The following is a 21,774-nucleotide window of genomic DNA, read 5'->3' on the forward strand; positions in this document are numbered from 1 at the left end:
TCTGTGATATATGTGTTCTTCTTGATGTTTTCCTGTCGACATATTTTATTGATATATTTATATTGATGTGCTCTTATCGATTCATTCTAATATTGTTTTATTCAGTTTTGCCAGTACTTCTCGCTTAATAGTTCGTTGTCTATCCCAAGCAATGATAACAACGGTGGCAATAATCATAGCCATACCAATTAGCCCTAGTAGACTAAATTCATTTCCTAAAAAAGCCCACCCAAAGAAAGCCGCCGAAATAGGCTCAATAGATGACAAAATAGATCCCGGTACGGCCCCAATTCGTTTAACCCCTTCTAAATAGGCATTGAAAGATACTATCGTCCCGAGAAATATGACATTAAAACAACCAATAACAGTCCATGCGTCCCACACTGCATATGAGTTCGGTTGATGAAATAATATAGCGGCTACAATACCGCTAATAAGCATCCCGAAGCCTACAATAGGTAATGTACCATATTTATAGAGTAAATCAACAGGAGAAATACTATATACAGCTACACCAATAGCAGATAAAAGGCCCCATACGAGAACCATTAGAGGGAAGCTTTCAATAGAAAGGCCATCATCATTGCCCATCAAACAAATGGTCCCCACTAAAGCAAGTATAACAGAAACCGTCTCCCCCTTGGATGGTCGTTTACCATAGCGAACCAGCAGGTAAATAATAATCATAGACGGCGCCAGATATTGTAAAACCGTTGCAATGCCAGCTCCCGCTAAAGCAATGGATCTGAAGTATGTATATTGGCATAATGCCATTCCAAATACGCCAAAAACAATGAGTCCTAGCATATCCTTTACACTATGAAATACATTAAAGATAGAGTTTCCAAATCTAAACCATGCATAAATAACAGTTAGTAAACCTGCTGTAATCAATCGCATAGTTACTAGCCATTCCAAATTCATATCTCTAAAATTGCTTAAGAACTGTACGGATGCACCTGATACACCCCATAAAACAGCGCCTAATAAAGTTATAATAACACCAATAACTTCATATTGTTTCATGCTAGTCACCGAGCAAAGATACGTGAACTTTCACAACCACCTTACGGATTTTGATGGGTTTATCGTTTACAGCAAGCAAGGGCCGATGAACATCAGAGGGGAAGAATACGGTGTAGTACCCTTCTGGGCAATGGATTTGCCCTTCATCAACCGCTTCATTAGGATAGAAATAGCAATCTCGATCTGGATAGGACTCCACAGGTTTAACGAGACCTTTATCTACGAAAAAGCCCATGTTTTCCTCGCCGCTCACCATAAATTGGATATCTACATAATTACGATGCGATTCTGGTTTTGTAGCTTCAAATAGTTTTGTTTCTACATCATCTACGTTAGCATACATCATGTCACCCTCGATGGCATGACGCCCTCCAGGCAACGCTTTCAAATCTGTGTTTTTCAAGAAATCCAAAGCGCGCACGATGGCTTTAGGATAGCCCATTTTTGTATAATCTGCGGTAATATTAGAGAAAAACATACACAATCCTTTCACAATATCTATGGATATGGCACCACAATAAACCAATTATATTACCTTTTATGTTAGCACATATATACATAAAGAACTAGCTATTCTCTTATGTAAAAGCCCTCCATACGCTACATATATGGAGGGCCTCAGTAAAATACTATTCAAATTTATGACTTACGTCAATCATTACACTATGAAATTGTTACAGTATTAAATTGTTACATTATGCAATTGTCTATTCAGTTGTAGTGATTCAAACTGTATTAAATACAGCATGTGTCCATTACCTTATTCTTGGGTTTTATGAGCAGCGATAATTTCTTCCGCTTGCTTATGTGGAACCTCTTCATAGGTATAGAACTGACGGTTAAATACGCCTTGTCCTTGTGTAATGGAGCGCAATGCAGTCACATAATCGGACATTTCAGCCAATGGTACTTGTGCTTTAACAACGGAAATACCGGTTCTTTCACTTTGTTCCATGCCTAATACACGACCTCGACGGCTATTCAAATCACCCATAATGTCGCCCATGAAAGCATCTGGTGCAAACACGTTGACTTCATAGATTGGTTCTAATAGTACTGGTTTCGCCTTAGGAATCACATCCTTGATAGCCTGTGACGTAGCTACTTTAAATGCTAACTCTGAGGAGTCTACGCTGTGGTAAGATCCATCCAAGAGTGTCACTTGCACGCCAATCATAGGATATCCTGCAATTAGGCCTTTATCTAGGGTTTCTTTGGCACCCTTTTCCACTGCTGGTATGTATTGCTTAGGTACAGCACCACCAAAAATTTTGTCTACGAATGCAAATTCGCTACCATCATATAATGGATCCACTTGAATCTTAACGTGACCATATTGACCATGACCGCCACTTTGTTTCTTATACTTAGACTCGGTTTCAGCAGAGCCTTTAATGGTTTCGCGGTATGGAATATATGGAGCCACAAGTTTAGCTTGTACGCCGTATTTACGGTCCATTTTGTTGAGGATATGCTCAAGATGTACTTCGCCCATACAATCGATTTGTAATTGGCGAGCTTCAGCATTTTTCACTACTACGCAAGTAGGATCTTCTTCTGCCACTTTAAGAACAGCACTAGCTAATTTTTCCTCCTCACCTTTTTTCACTGGCTCCATAGCCACTGTATATAGAGGTTGAGGGAAACGAATAGCATCGTATGTTACTTTAAAGTCAGGAGCCGTTAATGTATCGCCGGTCTTAGCATTGGCCAATTTCGGTATCACTACGATATCGCCAGCTTTAGCAGCAGATACAGGGATTTGTTGCTTCCCGATAAGGGTAACCATCTTGCCCCATTTTTCTTCTACACCTTGGTTTACATCATAAAGGCGATCGCCTTCTTTCAGTTCACCAGAGAAGATACGTACAAAGCTTTGTTTGCCTGCGAATGGGTCTAACAATGTTTTAAATACGAATGCAGTTAATGGTTTATCTACATGTACAACACATTGTTCGCCGGTTTCCGCATCAGTTGCGGTCATCACTTTTTTAGTTGCATCCGGCATGTAACGGATCATACGATCCAATACTTGATCTAAGCCAATACGAGATGTGGCACTGCCACACATGATTGGGCACACACGGCCACTAATCATCCCTTCACGCAAGCCTTGGCGGATTTCCTCTAAGGATAATTCTTCGCCTTCTAAATATTTTTCCAACAACTCATCGCTACCTTCAGCCGCGGCTTCTACGGTCATTTCCCGAATTTCTTGAGCCTTTTCGATAAGGTGAGCTGGTACAGCGACCTCTGTTGGTTGGCCGTCCTTATAAGTAAACGCAGTCATTTTCGCTACGTCTACAACGCCTTCAAAATCGGCACCTTCACCGATAGGAATCTGCAATGGCATAATGCCTTTGCCAAATAATTCCCGCATTCTTTCAATAGTCCCAAAGAAGTCAGCACCATCAACATCCATTTTATTGATAAATGCCATGCGAGGCATTTGTAATTCAACTGCATAATCCCATGCGCGAACTGTGTCAGTTTCTACACCAGATGTGGAGGATAGCACCATCAACATACCATCACAAGCACGCAAAGCGGCACGAACTTCGCCATGGAATTCGTTATAGCCTGGAGTGTCTATGAAGTTAACCTTATGGTCATGCCACTCACATGGCGCCATGCCCAATTGAATAGTTACATTACGTTTAATTTCTTCCGGTTCAAAGTCCATAATATGTTTATTATCTTGACCTTTACCTACGAAATCAACCGCACCAGAAGTTAACAACAAGGATTCAACAAGAGCTGTTTTGCCCGCACCATCGTGGGAAACAACAGCAACGTTTCTAATTTTATCACTACTGTACTCTTTCATTGGAATCGCCTCCTTACTGGCAAATTACGGCTTTGCTAATACATTTCGACACTACAATAGAAAAATCCTCTTTTTCTGAGAAAAATTTCTCCAAAAAGAGGATTAATATAATTCTTCAATCTATATTTGACGAATAAAGACTCAAATTTACCAATAAGGACTTAGAAGAGTTCCGTACCCGTACAGAGTATAACTAATATTGCAATACTAGTCATCTATAGTTTCGACGACTTTCCTTCTATTCCTAAAGAATTTTAGTATTTCTATGTTTATAATGAAGTTAAAGATCTATTAATAAAGCTTTATTCGTAAACCTATATAGATGGGACTAGTGCCCTCACAAAGTTATAAAAAAGACGGTCTGTACTTGTGCAGCGACATCAGGAACGAGGAGCAAGCAAGTATAGACCGTCTTTTTTAATTAAGTTGTCATTATGTAACGGGGTCCCATCTATATATAGGCAATACTAGTGGTAAATATATAATTCACTAAAAGATATAGGTAAATCATAGAATACTAAAATTCTCCCGTCCGTTTACCGTAGTGTTTGGAGTCCCCATTTTGTTTCCAACCTACTGTATCACCGATGGACATTACGCGGCGCGTCAGGCAGTCTTTACATTGTTCTGCATTGTCGTCCACGCAAGGTTTATTATCATATAGCAAATATTTTGCACGGTGTTCAGGAATGGTGATGATAGGCATTAGGATATTCGCCCCAGCCGCTAAACCTTTTTCACGGCCTAGTTTATCTAGTGCTTGTAAGGCAGTAGTTGCCGCAATGTTTACGTCTTTCAAGAATAAACGAGTTAGGGCAATCATCTTGAGGCCCAGTTGAACTCGTCGCAACTTACCCTCTTCATCATCAATGCCCATTGCCAATGCTTCTTGGCCCAGAGGCGTATCATGATGCACCACATAAGGGCCCATACCGATCATGTCGATATCCATATCGCGATAGAACAAGATATCATTTACGAGATCATCTTCTGTTTGCCCAGGTAGACCAATCATAACACCTGTGCCAACTTGGAAGCCTACGCGGCGCAAACGACGTAAGCATTCTACGCGCGTCTCAAAGGAATGTAATTCATCACGAGGATGAATCTTATGGTATAAATCTGTATTGGTTGTTTCAATGCGTAATAAATAACGACTCGCACCAGCTTCACGCATGCGGCGGTACACCTCTTCGCTTTGTTCCCCTACGCACATTGTAATGCCTAGAGAACCATCGCCAATGGCTTTAATGTCGCGAATTAAATCCACAACATAGTCCACAAAGGCATCATCACAGCGTTCACCAGATTGGAGTGTAATGGAACCATATTCATGATCGTATGCCCACTGTGCCATCTTGATGATATCTTCGCGATTCATATCAAAGCGTTCCGTCTTATCGTTTTCACGACGGATGCCACAGTAATTACAATTCTTAATGCATCGGTTCGAGAACTCAATGAGGCCGCGATAGTATGCTACAGGCTTTACATATTTTGCCTTCACTTCGTAGGCCTTTTTATATATCAACTGCAACTGTTCTTCATCAGTTACAGACATGAGAAATCGCAATTCCTCCTCGGTCAGCCATTCATCACCGACGAGGTCTTTTGCAAGAATGTCTTGCACTTGCAAACAATCACTTCCTTTCGTAACGAACCGTCATCGATTCGCTTGGTATGGTAATGGATTCAATGTCAGAAACACAAATAAATCCATTGACTTCGCGCGGCAAGTCCCGCACATGTTTCACTTGTCGAGTTAAACATTCATGAGCCATCACACCGCGACTCATTTTGGAGGACGTACTCATCTGCTTAAACGTATCGCCCCGTAATTCCCAAAATTCAACGGTTACCACCTTTGGATGATTCACCATTTTTGCATATTCTTTAGAGGCTAGGTTTAGAATCCAATCTTCCTTGTAAAAGTATACATCCACCGCATCACGCCATGTATCGTATAGATTAATGCCCACCTTATCGACCATATCGAGTCGATAGTCGCGCACTCCCATATTAGGTTCAACAATGCCGTATAATGCAGACAGCACAACGAGATGGCTTTCACCAAAGGTCTTGGCTTCATCAGATAAGTTCGACCAGTCCAAATATTTGAAAGCAATGCCATCATAACTTTCACAGGCACGACCTACGGGATGAGCCTCAAAGGACTGATAAAAATCAAAAAGAGCTTGCGCCTTATCAGCCTTTAGCTTTAGCGCCTTTCCAAGAGCTATTACATCAAGGGATTGTACATGTGTTACAATTTCTTTCGTGATGTTCGGCTGAAATTGGCCGTCTCGGACTGCATGATGTACTGCCTCAGCGTTGCTAGCAACATCGGCAATCGTTTTTGTCTTACTAGGAGAGAGGACGATTTTCATGGGATAATTCCGCCTTAATAGATTCCTCTGTCAAATTGTCGATCAATTCAGGGTTCCACAACATGAGAGGCACCGCCACTACGTGGCTTGCTTTCAATTCTTTACATAATTTAATGCATTCTTTGAGATAATTAGAATCTTCATCTACAAGATCACATACGATAACCACGTGACGACCTTTAAGATTTACACCTTCGTAATCGATGCTTTCAGCAGATACTGTGAGCATGCCTGTTTCCAAGCGGCCTTCGCTCATGTCGTTTAAACGAGACATCAATACATGCTCAAGCATAGTAGATACAGGTGTCACTACGCGGCCAATGCCGATAAAAGCCTCAGGTTGTGCATGAACGATAACTGTTTTCTTACGTTTATCCGTTCTGAACTCAATAAGAGCTTTTTCTAAAGCGCCAAAAAATACAAATAACTGCCAAGGATCAAAAGAGCCTGTTTGGAACATATCGATAACAGAACCATCCTCATCCATATTGAGGCGCGTCAATAACTCTTCAGCAATGTCGTTAACCACAACACTAAAATCAGATTGTATTGTCTCTTGCACTTTGATTTCCTTTGCCATTAGGGCCTCCTAGTTTTCCATATATCACACTGCTAAGGAATATCCCCAACAGATATTATATTAATTTTAATTATACTATCTTTAATTGTACCATATTTTATACCCCTCTTGGGTATTCAAAGATACGCTTTTCACATAATAGATACGTTAGTAACATGACAAAAGGACCGCCATAGCGGTCCTTTGCATTTTAATTTTGTATTCTAATGTTGTACTCTAATATTATACTCTAATATTGTACTCTAATGCTGTATTCTAATTATGATTTTATAATAAACCTTTTGGTAACTAACAAAGAATATTCTATTAGCCTACAATCAATAAGTAGATATTCATGATCGTAACGATGATACCTATGCTCCATAAGAGAATATTTGTAAATTTACGGTTTGCGTATTCTCCCATGACCTTGCGGCTACTCGTCATGTAAAGTTGCAAGAAGATGGTGATTGGTAATTGCAAGCTCAAGAACATTTGAGAGAACAATAATGCTTGGAAGGAATCTGTAATAAACACGATCAACAATAATGCTGGAACATATGTTAGTGCCAAGCCTAATCGCGTATGGAAGTCTTTCATATCGTAAGACTCGCCAAACATTCCTGCAAAGATACTTGCCCCCGCCATACCTGCCGTAGCGGATGAGGCAAAACCTGCAAATAACAATGCTATTGCAAAAATAATACCCGCTGCGGGTCCAATGAGTGGTCGCAACAACTCTTCAGCCTGTTCAAGCTCTGTTACTTCAATTCCATGAGCAAAGAAGACAGCCGCCGCCAATATAATCATGGCGGAGTTAATCATCCACCCAATCCCCATAGATAACAAAGTATCGAGGAATTCATAGCGCAACTGCCGTTTCATAATCGCTGGGTCTTGTGTATTAAACTGGCGACTTTGGATGATTTCAGAGTGTAAAAACAAGTTGTGAGGCATAATTACGGCCCCTAATATACTCAAAATAACGAGCATCGATGTATTAGGAATATTAGGATCCACCCAACCGATACCAGCCGCTGCCCAATCCACATTGACCATATTTACCTCAACGAGGTACGCCAACGCGATGAGGGACACAAAGCCAGCAATGATTCGCTCTAATTTACGATAGGAGTTCGTAATGAGCATGACCGTACAGATAAGAGCCGTCAGACTACTGCCTATCAAGATAGGAATACCAAAGAGCATCTTCAAGGCGATAGCGGCACCAATAAACTCAGCCAAGGCCGTCGCTGCCGCCGCAATTCCTGCCGTGCTAAGCACAAAGCGAGATGCATAACGCGGTAAGAATTCATAGGCACATTCCGACAAGCATTGACCGCGTACAATGCCTAAATGTGCCACATTATGCTGTAATAAAATGAGCATAATCGTAGATAGTGTGACTACCCACAATAATTCGTAACCATAACTGGCTCCAGCTGCCAAGTTAGCGGCCCAGTTGCCTGGATCGATAAATCCAACGGTTACGATTATACCAGGTCCTATATATTTAAAGACATCACTTACCTGTTGCTTACCGTTTTGATGGACAGTAAACAATTGTTTCTTTAAAAAATCAATCATTATAACCCCTTACCAAGAGTTATAGAGTGAACGTCATCTCCGTCTGCATACGAGCATCTGTTTTAGACTTTTTATCCTTGGAATCAGCGTAACGAATACGCACTTGATTATTTACCTTAACGCGAGAATCATCAATTTTAAATTTCTTCATTTTATCTTTGATCTGTTCATCTGTTAAAGCCCGTTCTTCCGGTTTTGCTACTTCATCGCCAGCCTTATCAAGGGCCTCTTGTTGATCCTTGGATACTTGATAGGTCTTACCAGATTTTTTAGCCCTTTCAGCACGCTTTTCATCTAGTTTTTGACGGCGCTCATCAGTAGCTTTTTTATCGCGAGCAATACGGTAATCCATTACATCACGCATATTTTCTTGGTAAATACGCAATGCATACTCTCGATCATTGTCGTTCATTTGCTCACGTTTTGTGACTACCTCATCGATAAGCGGCATAAGCTCATCCTTTGTGTAGCTAGCACCATCAAAAGTAAATCCGTGAGTATCTGTAATAGCACCATGTTTAATGAGCCTTTGTAACGCTGTATATGTCCAATCATTAGGCGTAATAACATCTGAGTTCACATGCTGTTGTCCTTTACTAGAACTACTAACAGCCTCTACATCAGCACTTACGCCATCCACCATAGGACGTGCACTTGGGATGGCAATACTTTCAGCATGACTAAACCCAACAGACGCAACAAGGCATAATGCACTAATGCCTAACGCTCGACGGATACGATTCATTTGACGTGTATGTTTTGTATTCATAAGAGTCTCCTTAAAATTACATTTTATACAATCTATTATATGAAACCCCTAGACATACGTCAACTCTATAACCTTACACACCTGTGTCATTCAATACTAATAAGGCCTTGGACTCACTCGAATCCTCACAAATTAGGCCTATATAAATAATATAATAAATCACTATATTATACAAAAAGACCCCACATCGAGTGATGTGAGGTCTTTACATGGCGGAGGATTAGGGATTCGAACCCTAGCGACGGTAACCCGCCCTAACGATTTAGCAAACCGTCCTCTTCAGCCTCTTGAGTAATCCTCCATGCTTTACTGGGTAATCATATCATACCCAATAAGGCATTGTCAATCGTCTTATTTCAGCATAGATTCGATGAACCAGATCTGTTTTACATAGTATGCAACGTGATCTTCCATCATGCTTACGAGCAAGAAATCACCTTCTTCATCAGCTGCTGCACGAATTGCTACAGCTTGATCATTCATGTATTTAAAATCCTTAAGAAGGATATCAATTACCTTTGCTTGAGGAATGTCTTCTTGTCCCAATTCTTCGATTTTAGTCAATTTTGCGTATTCTGCAGAATTTACCAACGGAAATTGACCTTGCATTTTCACATGTTCTGCTACGGCATCAAAGTATTCAAAGGCTTCATCATAAATGGATTCCAAGTATTCATGAATAGATTTGAATTGCGGACCAGTTACATTGAAGTGTAGGTTATGTAATTTTACATTCCATACGGAAAGATCTGCTAAATATTGATTTACTTGTTGTACGTTTTTCATAATAAAACTCCTTTTTTCACTTAATTCTCAATTATAGTTTATTCTAAAAGCAGAACAAACACAGTTGGCTTCTACGCCATCAATTCGTTTATTTAATTTATAATCAATATTGATTATATTTATATTTTACCAATAATGATTTTCCATGTCAATATATGAATAGATATTTTTGTATAAAAGTTTAATGAAAACATTATAACCATACTAAATCAAACATATCCCCAATCCAATCCAATACAATACAATCCATACCAAATCTAAATCCAATAATTCATAGAATCATATTTCTACGAATCATAAAAACCTCTAACTACTAGTTAATCTAATAATTAGAGGCTTGTATGATTCTATATTCAATATGACTCTATATTAAAATGAGTATATATTAAATACATTTTTATATTAAATATAGTATTCTATGTAATTATCAGGAATTTTCTTCTCCTCTGCTTGTGCAGCAGTTGCATTGCGACTAGGTTTACGGACATACATATTTTCTGGATCTGTTTCAAAGATTACCATATCCTTAGGAATATCATGTTTAATAACGAGATTACAACCGATCTTCGTGCGCGCCCCAATCGTAATATCCCCTAAGATTTTTGTACCCGTACCGATGAGTACATCATCTTCAATGGTCGGATGGCGCTTTACCTTTTTAGAAGACATCCCACCTAGTGTTACTTGATGGAACAAGGTTACATTATCGCCTACAATAGCCGTTTCACCAATAACAACCCCCATACCGTGATCGATAAAGAGACCGCGACCAATCGTCGCACCTGGATGGATTTCAATGCCCGTCACATGCCGAGAATGGAGAGCCACACGACGAGCCAAGATGGGCCACCCCGCCTTATATAAACGGTGGGCAAAGAAGTGCCAGAACAAAGCCGTAATATGAGGATATGTCCATATAACCATCCATACACTTGTGGCAGCTGGGTCAGAATCCATTACGCGCTTAATATTATATTGAATTTTGCCCCATAATTTGCGCAAACCTTGCATCATAGTGACTCCATCTCAAATAACTCTACTTAACATTCTACAAAAATATAGATATATCTAGTATACAACATATTTGGTCTATATTCCTATATATAAGGCTTTATATCTATATAGAACCTATTCTTTTACCAATCTAAAATTCAGTATTGTATCTATTTGAAATCTATTATTTAACGTATTCGTTGTTGCCAAAGTCCAAGAGGGATAAATATTTCTCTACCCCATCAGGTGCAATAACAACGATATTCGCCTTAGGTAACTCACGAGCCATGCGTTTTGCCACTACAATGGCCGCCCCCGCGGAAAGGCCAATAGAGATACCACTTTCACGCATAAAGGTTTGCACCTCGCTAAAAGCTTCTTCGTCACTTACCGTTTGCACGCCATCCATCAATGTTTGGTCAAAGTTTTCAGGAATGAAACCAGCCCCAATACCTTGTATTTTGTGAGGGCCGCCCTTACCTTCGGTAATAGCAGGAGATCCCGTTGGCTCTACAGCAATGGCTTTTAGATTAGGATTATGTTCTTTCAATCGTCTCGTAACGCCTGTGAAAGTACCACCCGTGCCGATACCCGCTACAAATACATCGACATTCGGCACTTGTTCTACAATTTCAGTACCCGTCGTGCGGTAATGCATATCTGGGTTTGCAGGATTTACGAATTGGCCCAAGGTGAAAGCATTTGGATACTTCTCTAAAATTTCATTGGCCCGCTCAAGAGCCCCCTTCATACCTGTTTCTTTTGGTGTTAAGATGAGCTGCGCCCCATACGCCTTGATAAGCTCACGGCGTTCTTTACTCATACTTTCAGGCATGATAATCACTGTTTTAATATGTAGAATAGCGCCTACCATAGCAAGAGCGATCCCCGTATTACCACTTGTGGCTTCTACAATGATGCTATCCTCATGGATGCGACCTTGCTCTTTTGCAGCTTGTAACATACCGAGTACGGCACGGTCTTTTACAGAACCACCTACATTATATTTTTCAAGCTTTACATAAATATTGGTATTTGGCAATTGATATATCGGTGTTTTACCAATAAGTTCAATTGTTTGGCTTGTTACTATACTCATCTAATCCTCCCTCTAGCGATAGATGATAAAAATCGCCCTTAGGAACATCCCAAGGACGATATTATATTGCACCTTGTTATTCACCATATACGGGGTATAACCGTTTATGTATTCCAATTAATACAACCATACTCTAACATTTGAATCATTTCATTGTCAAGAGAATGAGAACGACTTTTAAAACCCTAAAAATACAGGAAATAACTAGCTTTATCTATTTTTTTGTAAGTGCGTCAAGTACCCCATCCCATGTGATGGGTACCATTATAATGATGAGGGCCAATCCAATAAAGAAAATTGCTCCTACCAAGACTGTAAGACGAGGGATAAGAGATATAGCCATGCTACTAGCTAAGTGCGATACTTTAGTTATATCATGATGTAACGCTACATGACCCCATAAGAAACCAGCAACTGTATAGGTGATAATGTATGGGTCGAAAATGATTAGGGTAGTCATTTCATTATTAACATGCATAATTCGGTTAATACTTGGTGATACTAGTGCATTTGCAAGTATGGCTAGGATTTTAAACCACACTAGGCACACGGTATAAGGCCACATTGTTTTTATCGTCATTTTCAGCATATAGAGCAAACCCACCAAGCTCGCTCCAAGAGATCCTCTTTGGCTCCACATGTACTGCTCCATCCAAGATGACTTCTGTTTACCCGCATCTACCTGGTCATAATAAAAGGATAAATCCCGTTCTCCATGAGCTAAATCAACGAGCCCTAATACTTGAAACAATATGAGCGAAAAGACTAGAATAACACCTATTTGAAAGCTTTCACTAAAGAACATGTCCATCAGATCGAAATCAAGATAACCAATGTTAAAGAGATTACCATACACATCGTGAAACGCAATATATATACCATTTGTTACAAGCATATCTAGCACAAATAGGAGCAACACAAAAATGATATATCCGTTCCAGCGAGTCCATTTACTTTGTTCTCTTAAATGAGTGTGAGTCCCTACGATTATCGATGCAGGTTGTAAAGACAAGGTCACACCAATCATAAAACAAGTAATAAAGGATGTGACCATTGTTAAATATTCGTATGCCATATTAACGGTATGCTACGCGCTCAGGCTGCATGTCGTGGAAATGAAGGCGCTCTTTTGCAGTCTTTTCCCACTCTGTACCAGGCTTGCCATAGTTTGCGTATGGATCGATGGACAAACCACCGCGCGGCGTAAACTTGCCCCACACCTCGATATATTTAGGATCCATCAACTTCACGAGATCTTTCATGATGATGTTGATGCAGTCCTCGTGAAAGTCCCCGTGATTGCGGAAACTAAATAGATATAACTTCAAAGACTTGGACTCTACCATCTTCTTATCTGGCACATAAGAAATATAGATTGTGGCAAAGTCTGGTTGACCTGTCATAGGACACAAGCTAGTAAACTCAGGGCAATTAAACTTAACGAAGTAATCATTCTCTGGGTGCTTGTTATCAAACGCCTCTAACACCTGTGGTGCATAATCAGTAGGATAATCGGTCTTGTGACCTAACATCGTTACCCCTTGTAACTCTTTTTCAGATCTGCCGGATGCCATAAAGAACCTCTTTCTATAATCTCTATAACTCTATAATTAAGATATATTAAATAATTCATGTAACACTTAATTATAGCATATAAAGAATTACTTATAGCACAACATCCTCATGTAATTCATCAAAGGTAAAAGCATATTCTTCCACACGCATAATCTCTTCCCAATCATTATGTAATAAAAGAGAGAGATGGATTGTATCCTGTTCCTCCAATATATCTGCACCAACACAATAACATGGAAATGAAAAAGAGATTAATTTACTTTCCCTAGCATTCTCTATATTAATAAGCTGTAGCTGTTTTTCACCAATTGCTAACAAATATCTATTAGAGGCCATTAGTTGATAGTATTTGATAGAAACTACATCTGGAATTTCAATAACACGTGTACCATCTACAATTATTATATTTTTAGAGTCATGACAAATTAATTTATGATTTCTAAAATACGTCACTATTCCATTATATCTATTTCGATACTCATTAAATGGATATTCATTAACAGAATCAAGATCTAGCACTGTAACTTTAAAGTCAATTAAATCCAAAGATACTACATTCTTACTCGTACCTATCATAATATAGTCTTTGCCAAAACAATGTAAGTCTGAAAAACATAAATCTTGCAAATCACTAGGAAGCTCTATTAGTTTAACCCAACTACTCTCAATATCAATTAAGCACAGAAATGCTTCTAACTTAAAAAGTATCCTATTATTGACGTAATCTATATATCTGGCTTCAGGGAAAAATAGATTTTCATCTACCTTAATTTTTTTCACTTCATTCCATGAGGAGTCCAATACAATAATCCCTTGATGGTTATTATTTATTATGCTATATGGTCCTATTCGTTCTAACATACAAATATCATTTTGGTTATATCTACTATATAAAGACTTAATAGGTTTCATAATCATTACCTTAAATCCTTTCTAAGTTTTTTGCTACGGTCTTGAGATCCCTCCCTAATCACTCCAGTTATAGGATCTGCTTCTCCTAAATGATTTCCATTTTTATCAAATACTTCTAAGTGAGCATCTACACCTTTATGAAAATATAGCTTTTAAAAAATTTTTATTGTTAGCAGGCATTCCTACTTCTCCCTTGATTCTCAATAAAGGGAATATACTTTTTCTTTACAACTTAAACGCTACAAAAAATCATAAAATTTCAATACACCTAGAACCGCTAATAAATAAAAGAATACAATCCACACTACATACATCTGTTTTTTTCTAGCCCAATCATAATAACGACTGTGTGATGACTGCCTGAATAGTGTAGCTGCAACTAAAACAGGTTGTAAAAACCAAGCCATAACAATTGGCACGGCTATGTAATCTAAGAAATAAAACATGCTAAAAAGCATGAATGGGTATGTAATAATTATCGCCCAAGAGATAAATTTAATAAAACTATAATTAGAATTAGCAATTAAAGATACTAGTAATGGTGAAAGTTTTTTTCTTAAGAGTATCTTATATATGATCCAATAGAGAACAATTGCCGAGTAAAAGATGACTACGAAAACTAATGGTAAATGAATATGCACAAATGCTAACCTCTTTTACGTCTTAAATAGTTATAAATATAGGTCCATACCACATAGCTCAAAAGGATTACAATATATAGAGTAACAAAAAAATGAAAATCGACTTCATCCTCGATCATTTCAGGATTTGTAACAATAGTAAAAGGGATAATTATAAGAAAGAAAAGTACAACGCCCCTCACAAAATAATTATAAATTTTTAAAAATAACATATGAGTATTCCTATCATTAAAACTACTCGTTTACAACACAACTAAAATTTTAATTCTAATATATCACAAAATTTATATAAGTTTATATAATAAAAATTAGAACAATCCATCATGATTGCCACATCCTTAACACCATACATCGGTTATGATAAGAGTACTAAGATAGTAAAAGAACCATACAAACGCGGTTGCTCTATTAAAGAAATCATATTGGAAGAAAAACTCATGACCGAAGACGAATTCGGTGAAGCAGTTCGCATGAAATAAAATCTCTCTCATCTTTATAACATATCTGTAACATCCTCTCATACCTCAAATGAACGGAATAAAAAAGGACGCTATAGTTCTAAATCAATCAGTATAACGACTGAAGATTAGACTATAGCGTCCTTTTTAGATTTATTGAAACAACTATATTAAGCTTTTATCATTACCTGTTATATTTCTTAGAACTTGAAGCCATTTTGGTTCTCGATTTACGTCAACATAAGTAGGTAATCGTTTATCAATTCTATCAATTAACTTTTGATAGAGCTTTTTCTCTTTATCACTTAACGATTGACTGCTATCATACACTACAACCTGTCGTTTCTTAGCTTTATCTTTATAAGAAGCAATTTCTTTTAAAAGTGAGGCTCTATCATCGACTTCAATAAGATAGTGAATACTCCCCTCATTACCATTTACAAAAATAGCACCAAAAGACGTTAAACATGCAATCTCATAATCATTATAAACTTCAACAGTCAGTATTTCTCCTGGAACATACAAATCATAATCCATATCATTAAGATACCCAGCCTCCCTACCAAGAGAAGAGTCATAATTAGAGGTAGCTAAAAAGGTTGTTGTAGAAGCAACATAGGTAATTATATATATAGCTACAATACTAATAAATATAATTACAAAATAACCCATCCTTTTCAGTAAAGATTTTAGTACTATCATTTAGTATATACCTTTCCATTAGACTTATTGAAGTAAAAATTAGAAGTTACCTCAAAAGAAAACGGAGTAATTAAACCTTGTTGTTGTAAATCATAAAAGAAATTATTGGCCCATCTAATCCACTTATCTTTTATATCACTAGCATCCTCTTTATATTCATAATTAGATCTATCGAAACCTAAAAGTTTGACATCATAATAATCACCATGCTTTATAACTTTTAATCTAGCAGCCATTCTTCCTACCGATGCCCCTAAATCAGACCAGGCGCCACCCTTTTCAGTCTTAGCAAAATTAATATCAATACGTTTTAAAACACTATTTGTATCCTTATCAAAATCCTCATCACGCAAAGAAACTAAAATATCTTTAATGCCATTTGACTGCGCAATTGTTTTTGCTAAAATACTTTTCGAGTTATACTTTTCCATACTACCATTCCCAGTTCTCATTTTTTCAAAAAAAACTGTTAACACAGGATATTTAGATTTAAGTACATTACGTTCAAAAGCCATCCCGGCTTCCTTTGCTGTGTAGTGAATTATATTCTGACGTTTATTAACATCTCTTTCTTTATTAATATCAATATCCTTTTCCTTCTCTAATCTTATTGCTTCATCCAAGGCTCTCCTATCTTCATCAACATAAATAGCTTTAACCGGTACAACATCAGTAAACACATACCCTTGTTTGACTAACTCTTTTTGTAATCTAATTTGTTCATCCTTCAATAAACTATAATGATGTTCAAAGTCAGAGATACTTTGATAGGATAAATTGCCATATGAAATAAGAAAATCCTCCCAATGAGATAAATCCCAATATGATTCTGACATTATCTCCCAAGATTTGGCTTTATCACTATCTTTTTCAGCTATACTCCTTAAATTCTCCAAAAGGAATATTACTTCACGCTCACTTAAACTTTCTCCATTCTTTTTCTTTAAATATTTTTTTGCCAAATATATTGTATCTGGATTTGTTGTTAAATATTGATTCCATTTAGTCCCATATTGTGCTTCAGCTGCACCTGTCACAGGGGAATAGCCTAAGCTACCATTTACAGCAGCACCTAATAAAGCACTTAATGTTTGAGCTACATCAGGTTTTTCTTTTGCAATTTTTTGAATCTCTCCAATTAATGCTTCATTGGTAGCTCCAGCATAAAACCCACTACCCGGTTTATTCCCTGCCATACGAGCAGATACTTCAGCGACTACACCATGGGCTATTGCTTTTGCGGCTTTACCTTCTTTAGAGATTGGATTCCAATTATGTAATTGTTCAAAGGCTTCTTTTGCAAATAACTTAGATAATTCTTGACGTTCTTCAATTTTCTTTTTATCAAAGATTTCATCAAGCTTATTCAAGCTATCTTTTGTATCTCGAGACAGTGTTTGCATATTAAAGCCAGCATCTCGTACTTCTATTGTACCATTTGAAATAGCAGATTTTGTAGTAGTAGAAGTAGATTTGCTAGAGTCTGGTAACAGATTAGGTAATGTGCCTAATGTGTTCCACACAGCATCTTTTCCTGCTTTACTAAGGTTCTTAAAATTACAAAGCCACCATCACCTGCATATATCCCCGCTTGATCAGTAACACTTGCATAATCACTTTTCATTTTACCTTTGCTTGAGCTCATAGATACATTACTTAGAGAACCCGCATTTGTAGATATACTAAACCCTTTATTAGAGCTTTCACCTACATATGTCTTTGTATCTTGTAAGCTTTCAATAGAAAGATTTCCACCTACGTCGGCTGTTACAGATTTACCAATTACCTTGGAGCCACTGATATAGGTATCCTTTCCTGATGTAATATTAACAGCATCCGTACCTACAACAGTAGTACCAGTATGTGTTGTTACCTTTGTATTACCCTTTTGTTTTGCAGCATTAGCACTTGCATCAAAACCAAGTATACCGCCACCAGCAACACTAATATTAGCCCCAACAGACTAGCCTTTACTCTTAGCATTTTCAAGCTTTTCACTTGTATTCGTTGCCGCTTGTAAAGATACATCATTAGAAGCCACTAATTTGACTGATTTACCTGAAATTGCTTCACCAACAGCTTTAATGTTCGCATGAAATAAACTCTCTTTCAGCTCTATGACTTATCTGTAACATCTACGCAGACCTCAAATGAGCGATTAAATAAAAAGACGCTATAGTTCTAAACCATTCTGTATATACTACTGAAGATTAGACTATAGCGTCCTTTTTATGTTTATATACCTTATATTAGAGTTACATATTAATCAATAAAATCCTACTATATACATTATCAAAGTATCTAATAATAGGTTAAAACATATAAATATATGTATAAAGCGACTAGAAATAACCAAGTATATACGCCTACTTTAAAATTGGACTGATATTTCTCTACTTTATCACTTTCAAACTCGTCATTCTTAAGCATGAAATACATCCCAACCAAAGAAATTCCCATGCAAACTATTGTCAGAAAAAATAATACAAATACTGGGGCAAATTCATGAAGCAAAGCTATTCCGCTTCCCATTGCAAGGCCTAAAAATGTAATAATTCTAGCTAAAGTAAGCTTACCTTTATGAGTAATAAGTTTGTATATGAGAAATATAATCCCCAATATTATAATCAAATCTCGAGACATTACTTAACTACATCCTTTTTCAAATTAGACTTAATCTTATCTTTATAATAGTCTCCCGTTGTCGCCAAAGTAACACCAACGACAAAAGAACCTGCTGGTCCACCAGCACTGCCAGCAACACCTCCACCCAATCCGAAAACTACAGGAAGTAAATCCGCGCCCCAAGCTTTAGCTAGTTCTCGACCACTGTACATTTGGTAATCATTTTGCATATCGTAAAGTAAGTAACCTATTAAAACAGGCCCTCCAACTTTCGCTACAGTTCGAGTAAATTTTGATGCGTTCTCTGCATAATGCACATATCCAACCCATGGTTGATTTCCCACCTCTGATAATACATTTTGAGCAACTGACTTTCCTAAAGCCTCCTTAGTCCAAACAAATTCTGAATTATTAGAATTTTTTAGTATTTCACTATGATTAAAAGACAAGAACTTCGGTTTATCAAACGAACCAGCTTTATACTCTTTTGTTCTTTTAATTATAATATCAATTACTTCTCTTCCATCAGATCTATAATAGTTATATATAAATCCATATGTGGGATTAACAGCACCTATTTTTTCTTTATATTGATGAATATGGTTTCTTATTAAAGAATATAATTTACACAAAATTATTGACACTACCCTCAATAACAAGGATATAGCTAATAATAAATCAAAATATATAGAAAAATATATAAAGTTATCATAAATATCCAGGAGTATAAAGCCCCTTTATATAGCTTTTGATGCTTTTGGGCTTTATCCTCATCATAATTCTCACTACTTGGCACAAAATACATTCCTATTAAAGAAATACCGAGACAAATTAGCCACCAAAATAGTAAAACAAATGGAGATATCAGTTTACTCAGCAATACTAATCCACAACCGACAATAATAGAAACCGTTGCAATAATTCTAGCTAAACTAAGCTTACCTTCATGTGTAATAAGTTTGTATACGAGAAATATAATCCCCAATATTATAATCAAATCTTGATACATTACTTATCTACATCCTTTTTTAAATTAAATTTAATTTCATCTTTAACGCAATCGCCAAGTGTTGCTCCAGTAATACCAATAACAAAAGCACCTGCAAGACCAGCAGCAAGACCTCCAACACTTATTATAGAGCCTATTTAAATACTGTAATTCATACTAATGCCATGGCGTTAGCAAAACCCATTTACTGGGAACTGTAATGGCATAATTATCATCATCATAATAACGATCATCAGAATACTTCAACTTAAATCCATAATCAGTATGTAAATAAGGGCCCTCCGAATAATATGTGCTAAATGATGAATCAAATTTGTGATAGACTAAATATTTATAGTTGAATGTTCCATTAAACAAATAGTTATATTTACAAAAAATAATTTTATCATCATCTTCACGATAGCATAATACTTTTTCAAATATAACAAGCGGTTCATCAAAAAGACTATCTTTATAAATTACGTTTCCATTATTTAAAATTTGAATCTTTAATCCTTCAAAGCATTCCGTAGCATAGCGCTCCGCAAAGATAAAAACATATATTCGTTCTACTGGATTTAAGATTAAACATATCCCGATACATAATAGTATAAAAATGATATAACGTTTTAATTTCATTATTATTTTCACTACATATTACCTCGATCCTCTTCATAGATACCCCTTAAAGTTTTTTATCTGAACCATTTAACTAAATACAAGCCCAACAGAACATATACGTTTCCTACTATCAAGCCTAAACTTCACACTATTCTCAGGATGTAAGAAATAAATTATCAGAAAATCATACTATTCTTAACTTATCAAATTTAAAATCAATTTGAACACGAGAGTTAGTCACAGTCCTCATTTCCTGCATATGAACACCAATACTATTAATCATGTTTCCTCAGAATAGCATAATTAAAGTTTTGTTGTAAAGTATAAATATATTTTACAATCAAGCCTAGGTATAAAATCGATAAATTTACTCCTTCTCCTTTATCAGTTTTATAAAATTAAAATTCATAATATAATATTCATATATCCATGTTATAGTACCAATTATGATTTATCGTGACGTTTTATACACAATGGAGGTTACCATGAAATTAAAACAACTTATTGTATCCGGTATAGCCTTAGGAGCGCTGGCTTTCACAAGCGGAGTGGTACAGCCTGCACAGGCAGCAGTCGGTATGGATACACCTGCACCGACGCAGAGTTTAAAAAGACCTGCATCAGTAACGACACAGCATTACATCAATGTAGATGGCATATTATTGGAGCCAATCGATAAAAAGCCAAATGTCATCTATGTTGACGGTCAGCCACTCGTAGCTTTACGTCAAGTATCAGAAGCATTAGGTTACAAAGTATCTTGGGATGCACCTACTAAAACAGCATTGATCGACATGAACATTGCTACATTAGCGGTACAACCGGACTCTAAACAAGTCGTGCGCAAGGGTAAACTGCAAATCATCAACCTTGATACATCCGAATCTTTACTGCCTGCAGCACGTATGGTAGACGGAATTCTATATGTAAGTCCAAATGCATTCAAACTCTTGCTAAATGATGTAACCATCAATAAAGACGAAATCTATATCGTTCCACAACAAAGTCAATTGGCCACTGATTCAAACACGCAAAAAGGCAAACGAAACGGTATCGAAACATTTTTACCGGATCAAGGAGATAAAGTAATTCCATACGAAGAAAAGGAAACCAAAGAAAAGAAACCTCTTATTACGGTAAAACGAACTAACACCAAAACAGATACCAAAGACACAGAAAATACCGAATATGTACGCTCTAACGGATTAAACAGATAATA

At 37.0% G+C, this 21,774-nt stretch carries 22 protein-coding genes, 1 tRNA gene and 2 pseudogenes; 2 read left to right on the forward strand and 23 right to left on the reverse strand.

Annotation, left to right across the window (positions count from 1 at the left end; translation table 11 throughout):
• Positions 1-81: 81 nt before the first annotated feature.
• The 15 genes from DW000_RS07510 to DW000_RS07580 form a co-directional block, all read right to left on the reverse strand.
• Positions 82-1,026, reverse strand: a complete 945-nt coding sequence (locus DW000_RS07510) for an EamA family transporter (RefSeq protein WP_120055844.1) — start codon at positions 1,024-1,026, stop codon at positions 82-84.
• A gap of 1 nt (position 1,027) precedes the next feature.
• Entirely contained in the window at positions 1,028-1,504 is a 477-nt protein-coding gene (locus DW000_RS07515) for a YhcH/YjgK/YiaL family protein (protein ID WP_008603192.1), read from the reverse strand.
• A gap of 282 nt (positions 1,505-1,786) precedes the next feature.
• A complete protein-coding gene (gene fusA / locus DW000_RS07520) occupies positions 1,787-3,853 on the reverse strand; it encodes an elongation factor G (protein WP_008603194.1) in 2,067 nt (688 codons plus the stop codon).
• A gap of 517 nt (positions 3,854-4,370) precedes the next feature.
• Positions 4,371-5,489: a [FeFe] hydrogenase H-cluster radical SAM maturase HydE gene (gene hydE / locus DW000_RS07525; RefSeq protein WP_120055846.1), complete on the reverse strand. Its 1,119-nt coding sequence runs from the start codon at positions 5,487-5,489 to the stop codon at positions 4,371-4,373.
• A gap of 4 nt (positions 5,490-5,493) precedes the next feature.
• Complete coding sequence (locus DW000_RS07530; protein WP_120055848.1) at positions 5,494-6,240, reverse strand: YaaA family protein; 747 nt, start codon at positions 6,238-6,240, stop codon at positions 5,494-5,496.
• Complete coding sequence (locus DW000_RS07535; RefSeq protein WP_120055850.1) at positions 6,218-6,820, reverse strand: hypothetical protein; 603 nt, start codon at positions 6,818-6,820, stop codon at positions 6,218-6,220. Before DW000_RS07535 ends, DW000_RS07530 begins: the two co-directional genes overlap by 23 nt.
• Before the next feature lie 306 nt (positions 6,821-7,126).
• Positions 7,127-8,386, reverse strand: a complete 1,260-nt coding sequence (locus DW000_RS07540; RefSeq protein ID WP_118091105.1) for an Nramp family divalent metal transporter — start codon at positions 8,384-8,386, stop codon at positions 7,127-7,129.
• A gap of 19 nt (positions 8,387-8,405) precedes the next feature.
• On the reverse strand, positions 8,406-9,155 hold the full coding sequence (locus DW000_RS07545) for a hypothetical protein (protein WP_120055852.1): 750 nt from the start codon (positions 9,153-9,155) through the stop codon (positions 8,406-8,408).
• 210 nt (positions 9,156-9,365) lie between these two features.
• Positions 9,366-9,456 (reverse strand) — tRNA-Ser (locus tag DW000_RS07550).
• Between the two features lie 50 nt (positions 9,457-9,506).
• The gene (locus DW000_RS07555) at positions 9,507-9,941 is read right to left on the reverse strand and encodes a DNA starvation/stationary phase protection protein (RefSeq protein WP_004697769.1); all 435 of its coding nucleotides are present in this window, start codon (positions 9,939-9,941) and stop codon (positions 9,507-9,509) included.
• Positions 9,942-10,343: 402 nt separating this feature from the next.
• Entirely contained in the window at positions 10,344-10,955 is a 612-nt protein-coding gene (epsC, locus tag DW000_RS07560; protein WP_120055854.1) for a serine O-acetyltransferase EpsC, read from the reverse strand.
• Between the two features lie 163 nt (positions 10,956-11,118).
• Positions 11,119-12,033 carry a cysteine synthase A gene (cysK, locus tag DW000_RS07565; protein ID WP_120055856.1) on the reverse strand — a complete coding sequence of 305 codons (915 nt, stop codon included), beginning with the start codon at positions 12,031-12,033 and terminating at the stop codon, positions 11,119-11,121.
• 214 nt (positions 12,034-12,247) lie between these two features.
• On the reverse strand, positions 12,248-13,108 hold the full coding sequence (locus tag DW000_RS07570; protein WP_120055858.1) for a hypothetical protein: 861 nt from the start codon (positions 13,106-13,108) through the stop codon (positions 12,248-12,250).
• A 1-nt stretch (position 13,109) separates the two neighbouring features.
• On the reverse strand, positions 13,110-13,607 hold the full coding sequence (gene queF, locus DW000_RS07575) for a preQ(1) synthase (RefSeq protein WP_060919289.1): 498 nt from the start codon (positions 13,605-13,607) through the stop codon (positions 13,110-13,112).
• 91 nt (positions 13,608-13,698) lie between these two features.
• On the reverse strand, positions 13,699-14,520 hold the full coding sequence (locus tag DW000_RS07580; protein ID WP_133300042.1) for a hypothetical protein: 822 nt from the start codon (positions 14,518-14,520) through the stop codon (positions 13,699-13,701).
• Between the two features lie 952 nt (positions 14,521-15,472).
• Here DW000_RS07580 and DW000_RS07595 point away from each other — a divergent pair.
• Positions 15,473-15,640, forward strand: a pseudogene (locus DW000_RS07595) (class II fumarate hydratase); the annotation flags it as partial.
• A 144-nt stretch (positions 15,641-15,784) separates the two neighbouring features.
• On the opposite strand, the gene DW000_RS07600 reads toward DW000_RS07595, so the two are convergent.
• The 8 genes and pseudogenes from DW000_RS07600 to DW000_RS07625 all read right to left on the reverse strand — a co-directional run bounded on the left by DW000_RS07600 (position 15,785) and on the right by DW000_RS07625 (position 20,573).
• Positions 15,785-16,321: a hypothetical protein gene (locus DW000_RS07600; protein WP_060919286.1), complete on the reverse strand. Its 537-nt coding sequence runs from the start codon at positions 16,319-16,321 to the stop codon at positions 15,785-15,787.
• Positions 16,318-17,844 carry a hypothetical protein gene (locus tag DW000_RS09900; RefSeq protein WP_229039637.1) on the reverse strand — a complete coding sequence of 509 codons (1,527 nt, stop codon included), beginning with the start codon at positions 17,842-17,844 and terminating at the stop codon, positions 16,318-16,320. The genes DW000_RS07600 and DW000_RS09900 overlap by 4 nt, the downstream gene beginning before the upstream one ends.
• Positions 17,829-17,966, reverse strand: a complete 138-nt coding sequence (locus DW000_RS09905; protein WP_230949603.1) for a hypothetical protein — start codon at positions 17,964-17,966, stop codon at positions 17,829-17,831. The genes DW000_RS09900 and DW000_RS09905 overlap by 16 nt, the downstream gene beginning before the upstream one ends.
• A 108-nt stretch (positions 17,967-18,074) precedes the next feature.
• Positions 18,075-18,269: pseudogene (locus DW000_RS09910) on the reverse strand (hemagglutinin repeat-containing protein); the annotation flags it as partial.
• A 353-nt stretch (positions 18,270-18,622) separates the two neighbouring features.
• Positions 18,623-18,964: a hypothetical protein gene (locus tag DW000_RS07610; protein WP_060919284.1), complete on the reverse strand. Its 342-nt coding sequence runs from the start codon at positions 18,962-18,964 to the stop codon at positions 18,623-18,625.
• Positions 18,964-19,590, reverse strand: a complete 627-nt coding sequence (locus tag DW000_RS07615; RefSeq protein ID WP_060919283.1) for a hypothetical protein — start codon at positions 19,588-19,590, stop codon at positions 18,964-18,966. The genes DW000_RS07610 and DW000_RS07615 overlap by 1 nt, the downstream gene beginning before the upstream one ends.
• Before the next feature lie 23 nt (positions 19,591-19,613).
• The gene (locus tag DW000_RS07620) at positions 19,614-19,955 is read right to left on the reverse strand and encodes a hypothetical protein (protein WP_060919282.1); all 342 of its coding nucleotides are present in this window, start codon (positions 19,953-19,955) and stop codon (positions 19,614-19,616) included.
• Between the two features lie 156 nt (positions 19,956-20,111).
• Positions 20,112-20,573: a hypothetical protein gene (locus tag DW000_RS07625; protein WP_060919281.1), complete on the reverse strand. Its 462-nt coding sequence runs from the start codon at positions 20,571-20,573 to the stop codon at positions 20,112-20,114.
• A gap of 467 nt (positions 20,574-21,040) precedes the next feature.
• On the opposite strand from DW000_RS07625, the gene DW000_RS07630 reads away from it, so the two are divergent.
• A complete protein-coding gene (locus DW000_RS07630; RefSeq protein ID WP_120055860.1) occupies positions 21,041-21,772 on the forward strand; it encodes a copper amine oxidase N-terminal domain-containing protein in 732 nt (243 codons plus the stop codon).
• The last annotated feature ends 2 nt before the right edge of the window (positions 21,773-21,774 follow it).

It is taken from the genome of Veillonella sp. AF36-20BH, from assembly GCF_003602765.1.
Classification (GTDB): domain Bacteria; phylum Bacillota; class Negativicutes; order Veillonellales; family Veillonellaceae; genus Veillonella; species Veillonella hominis.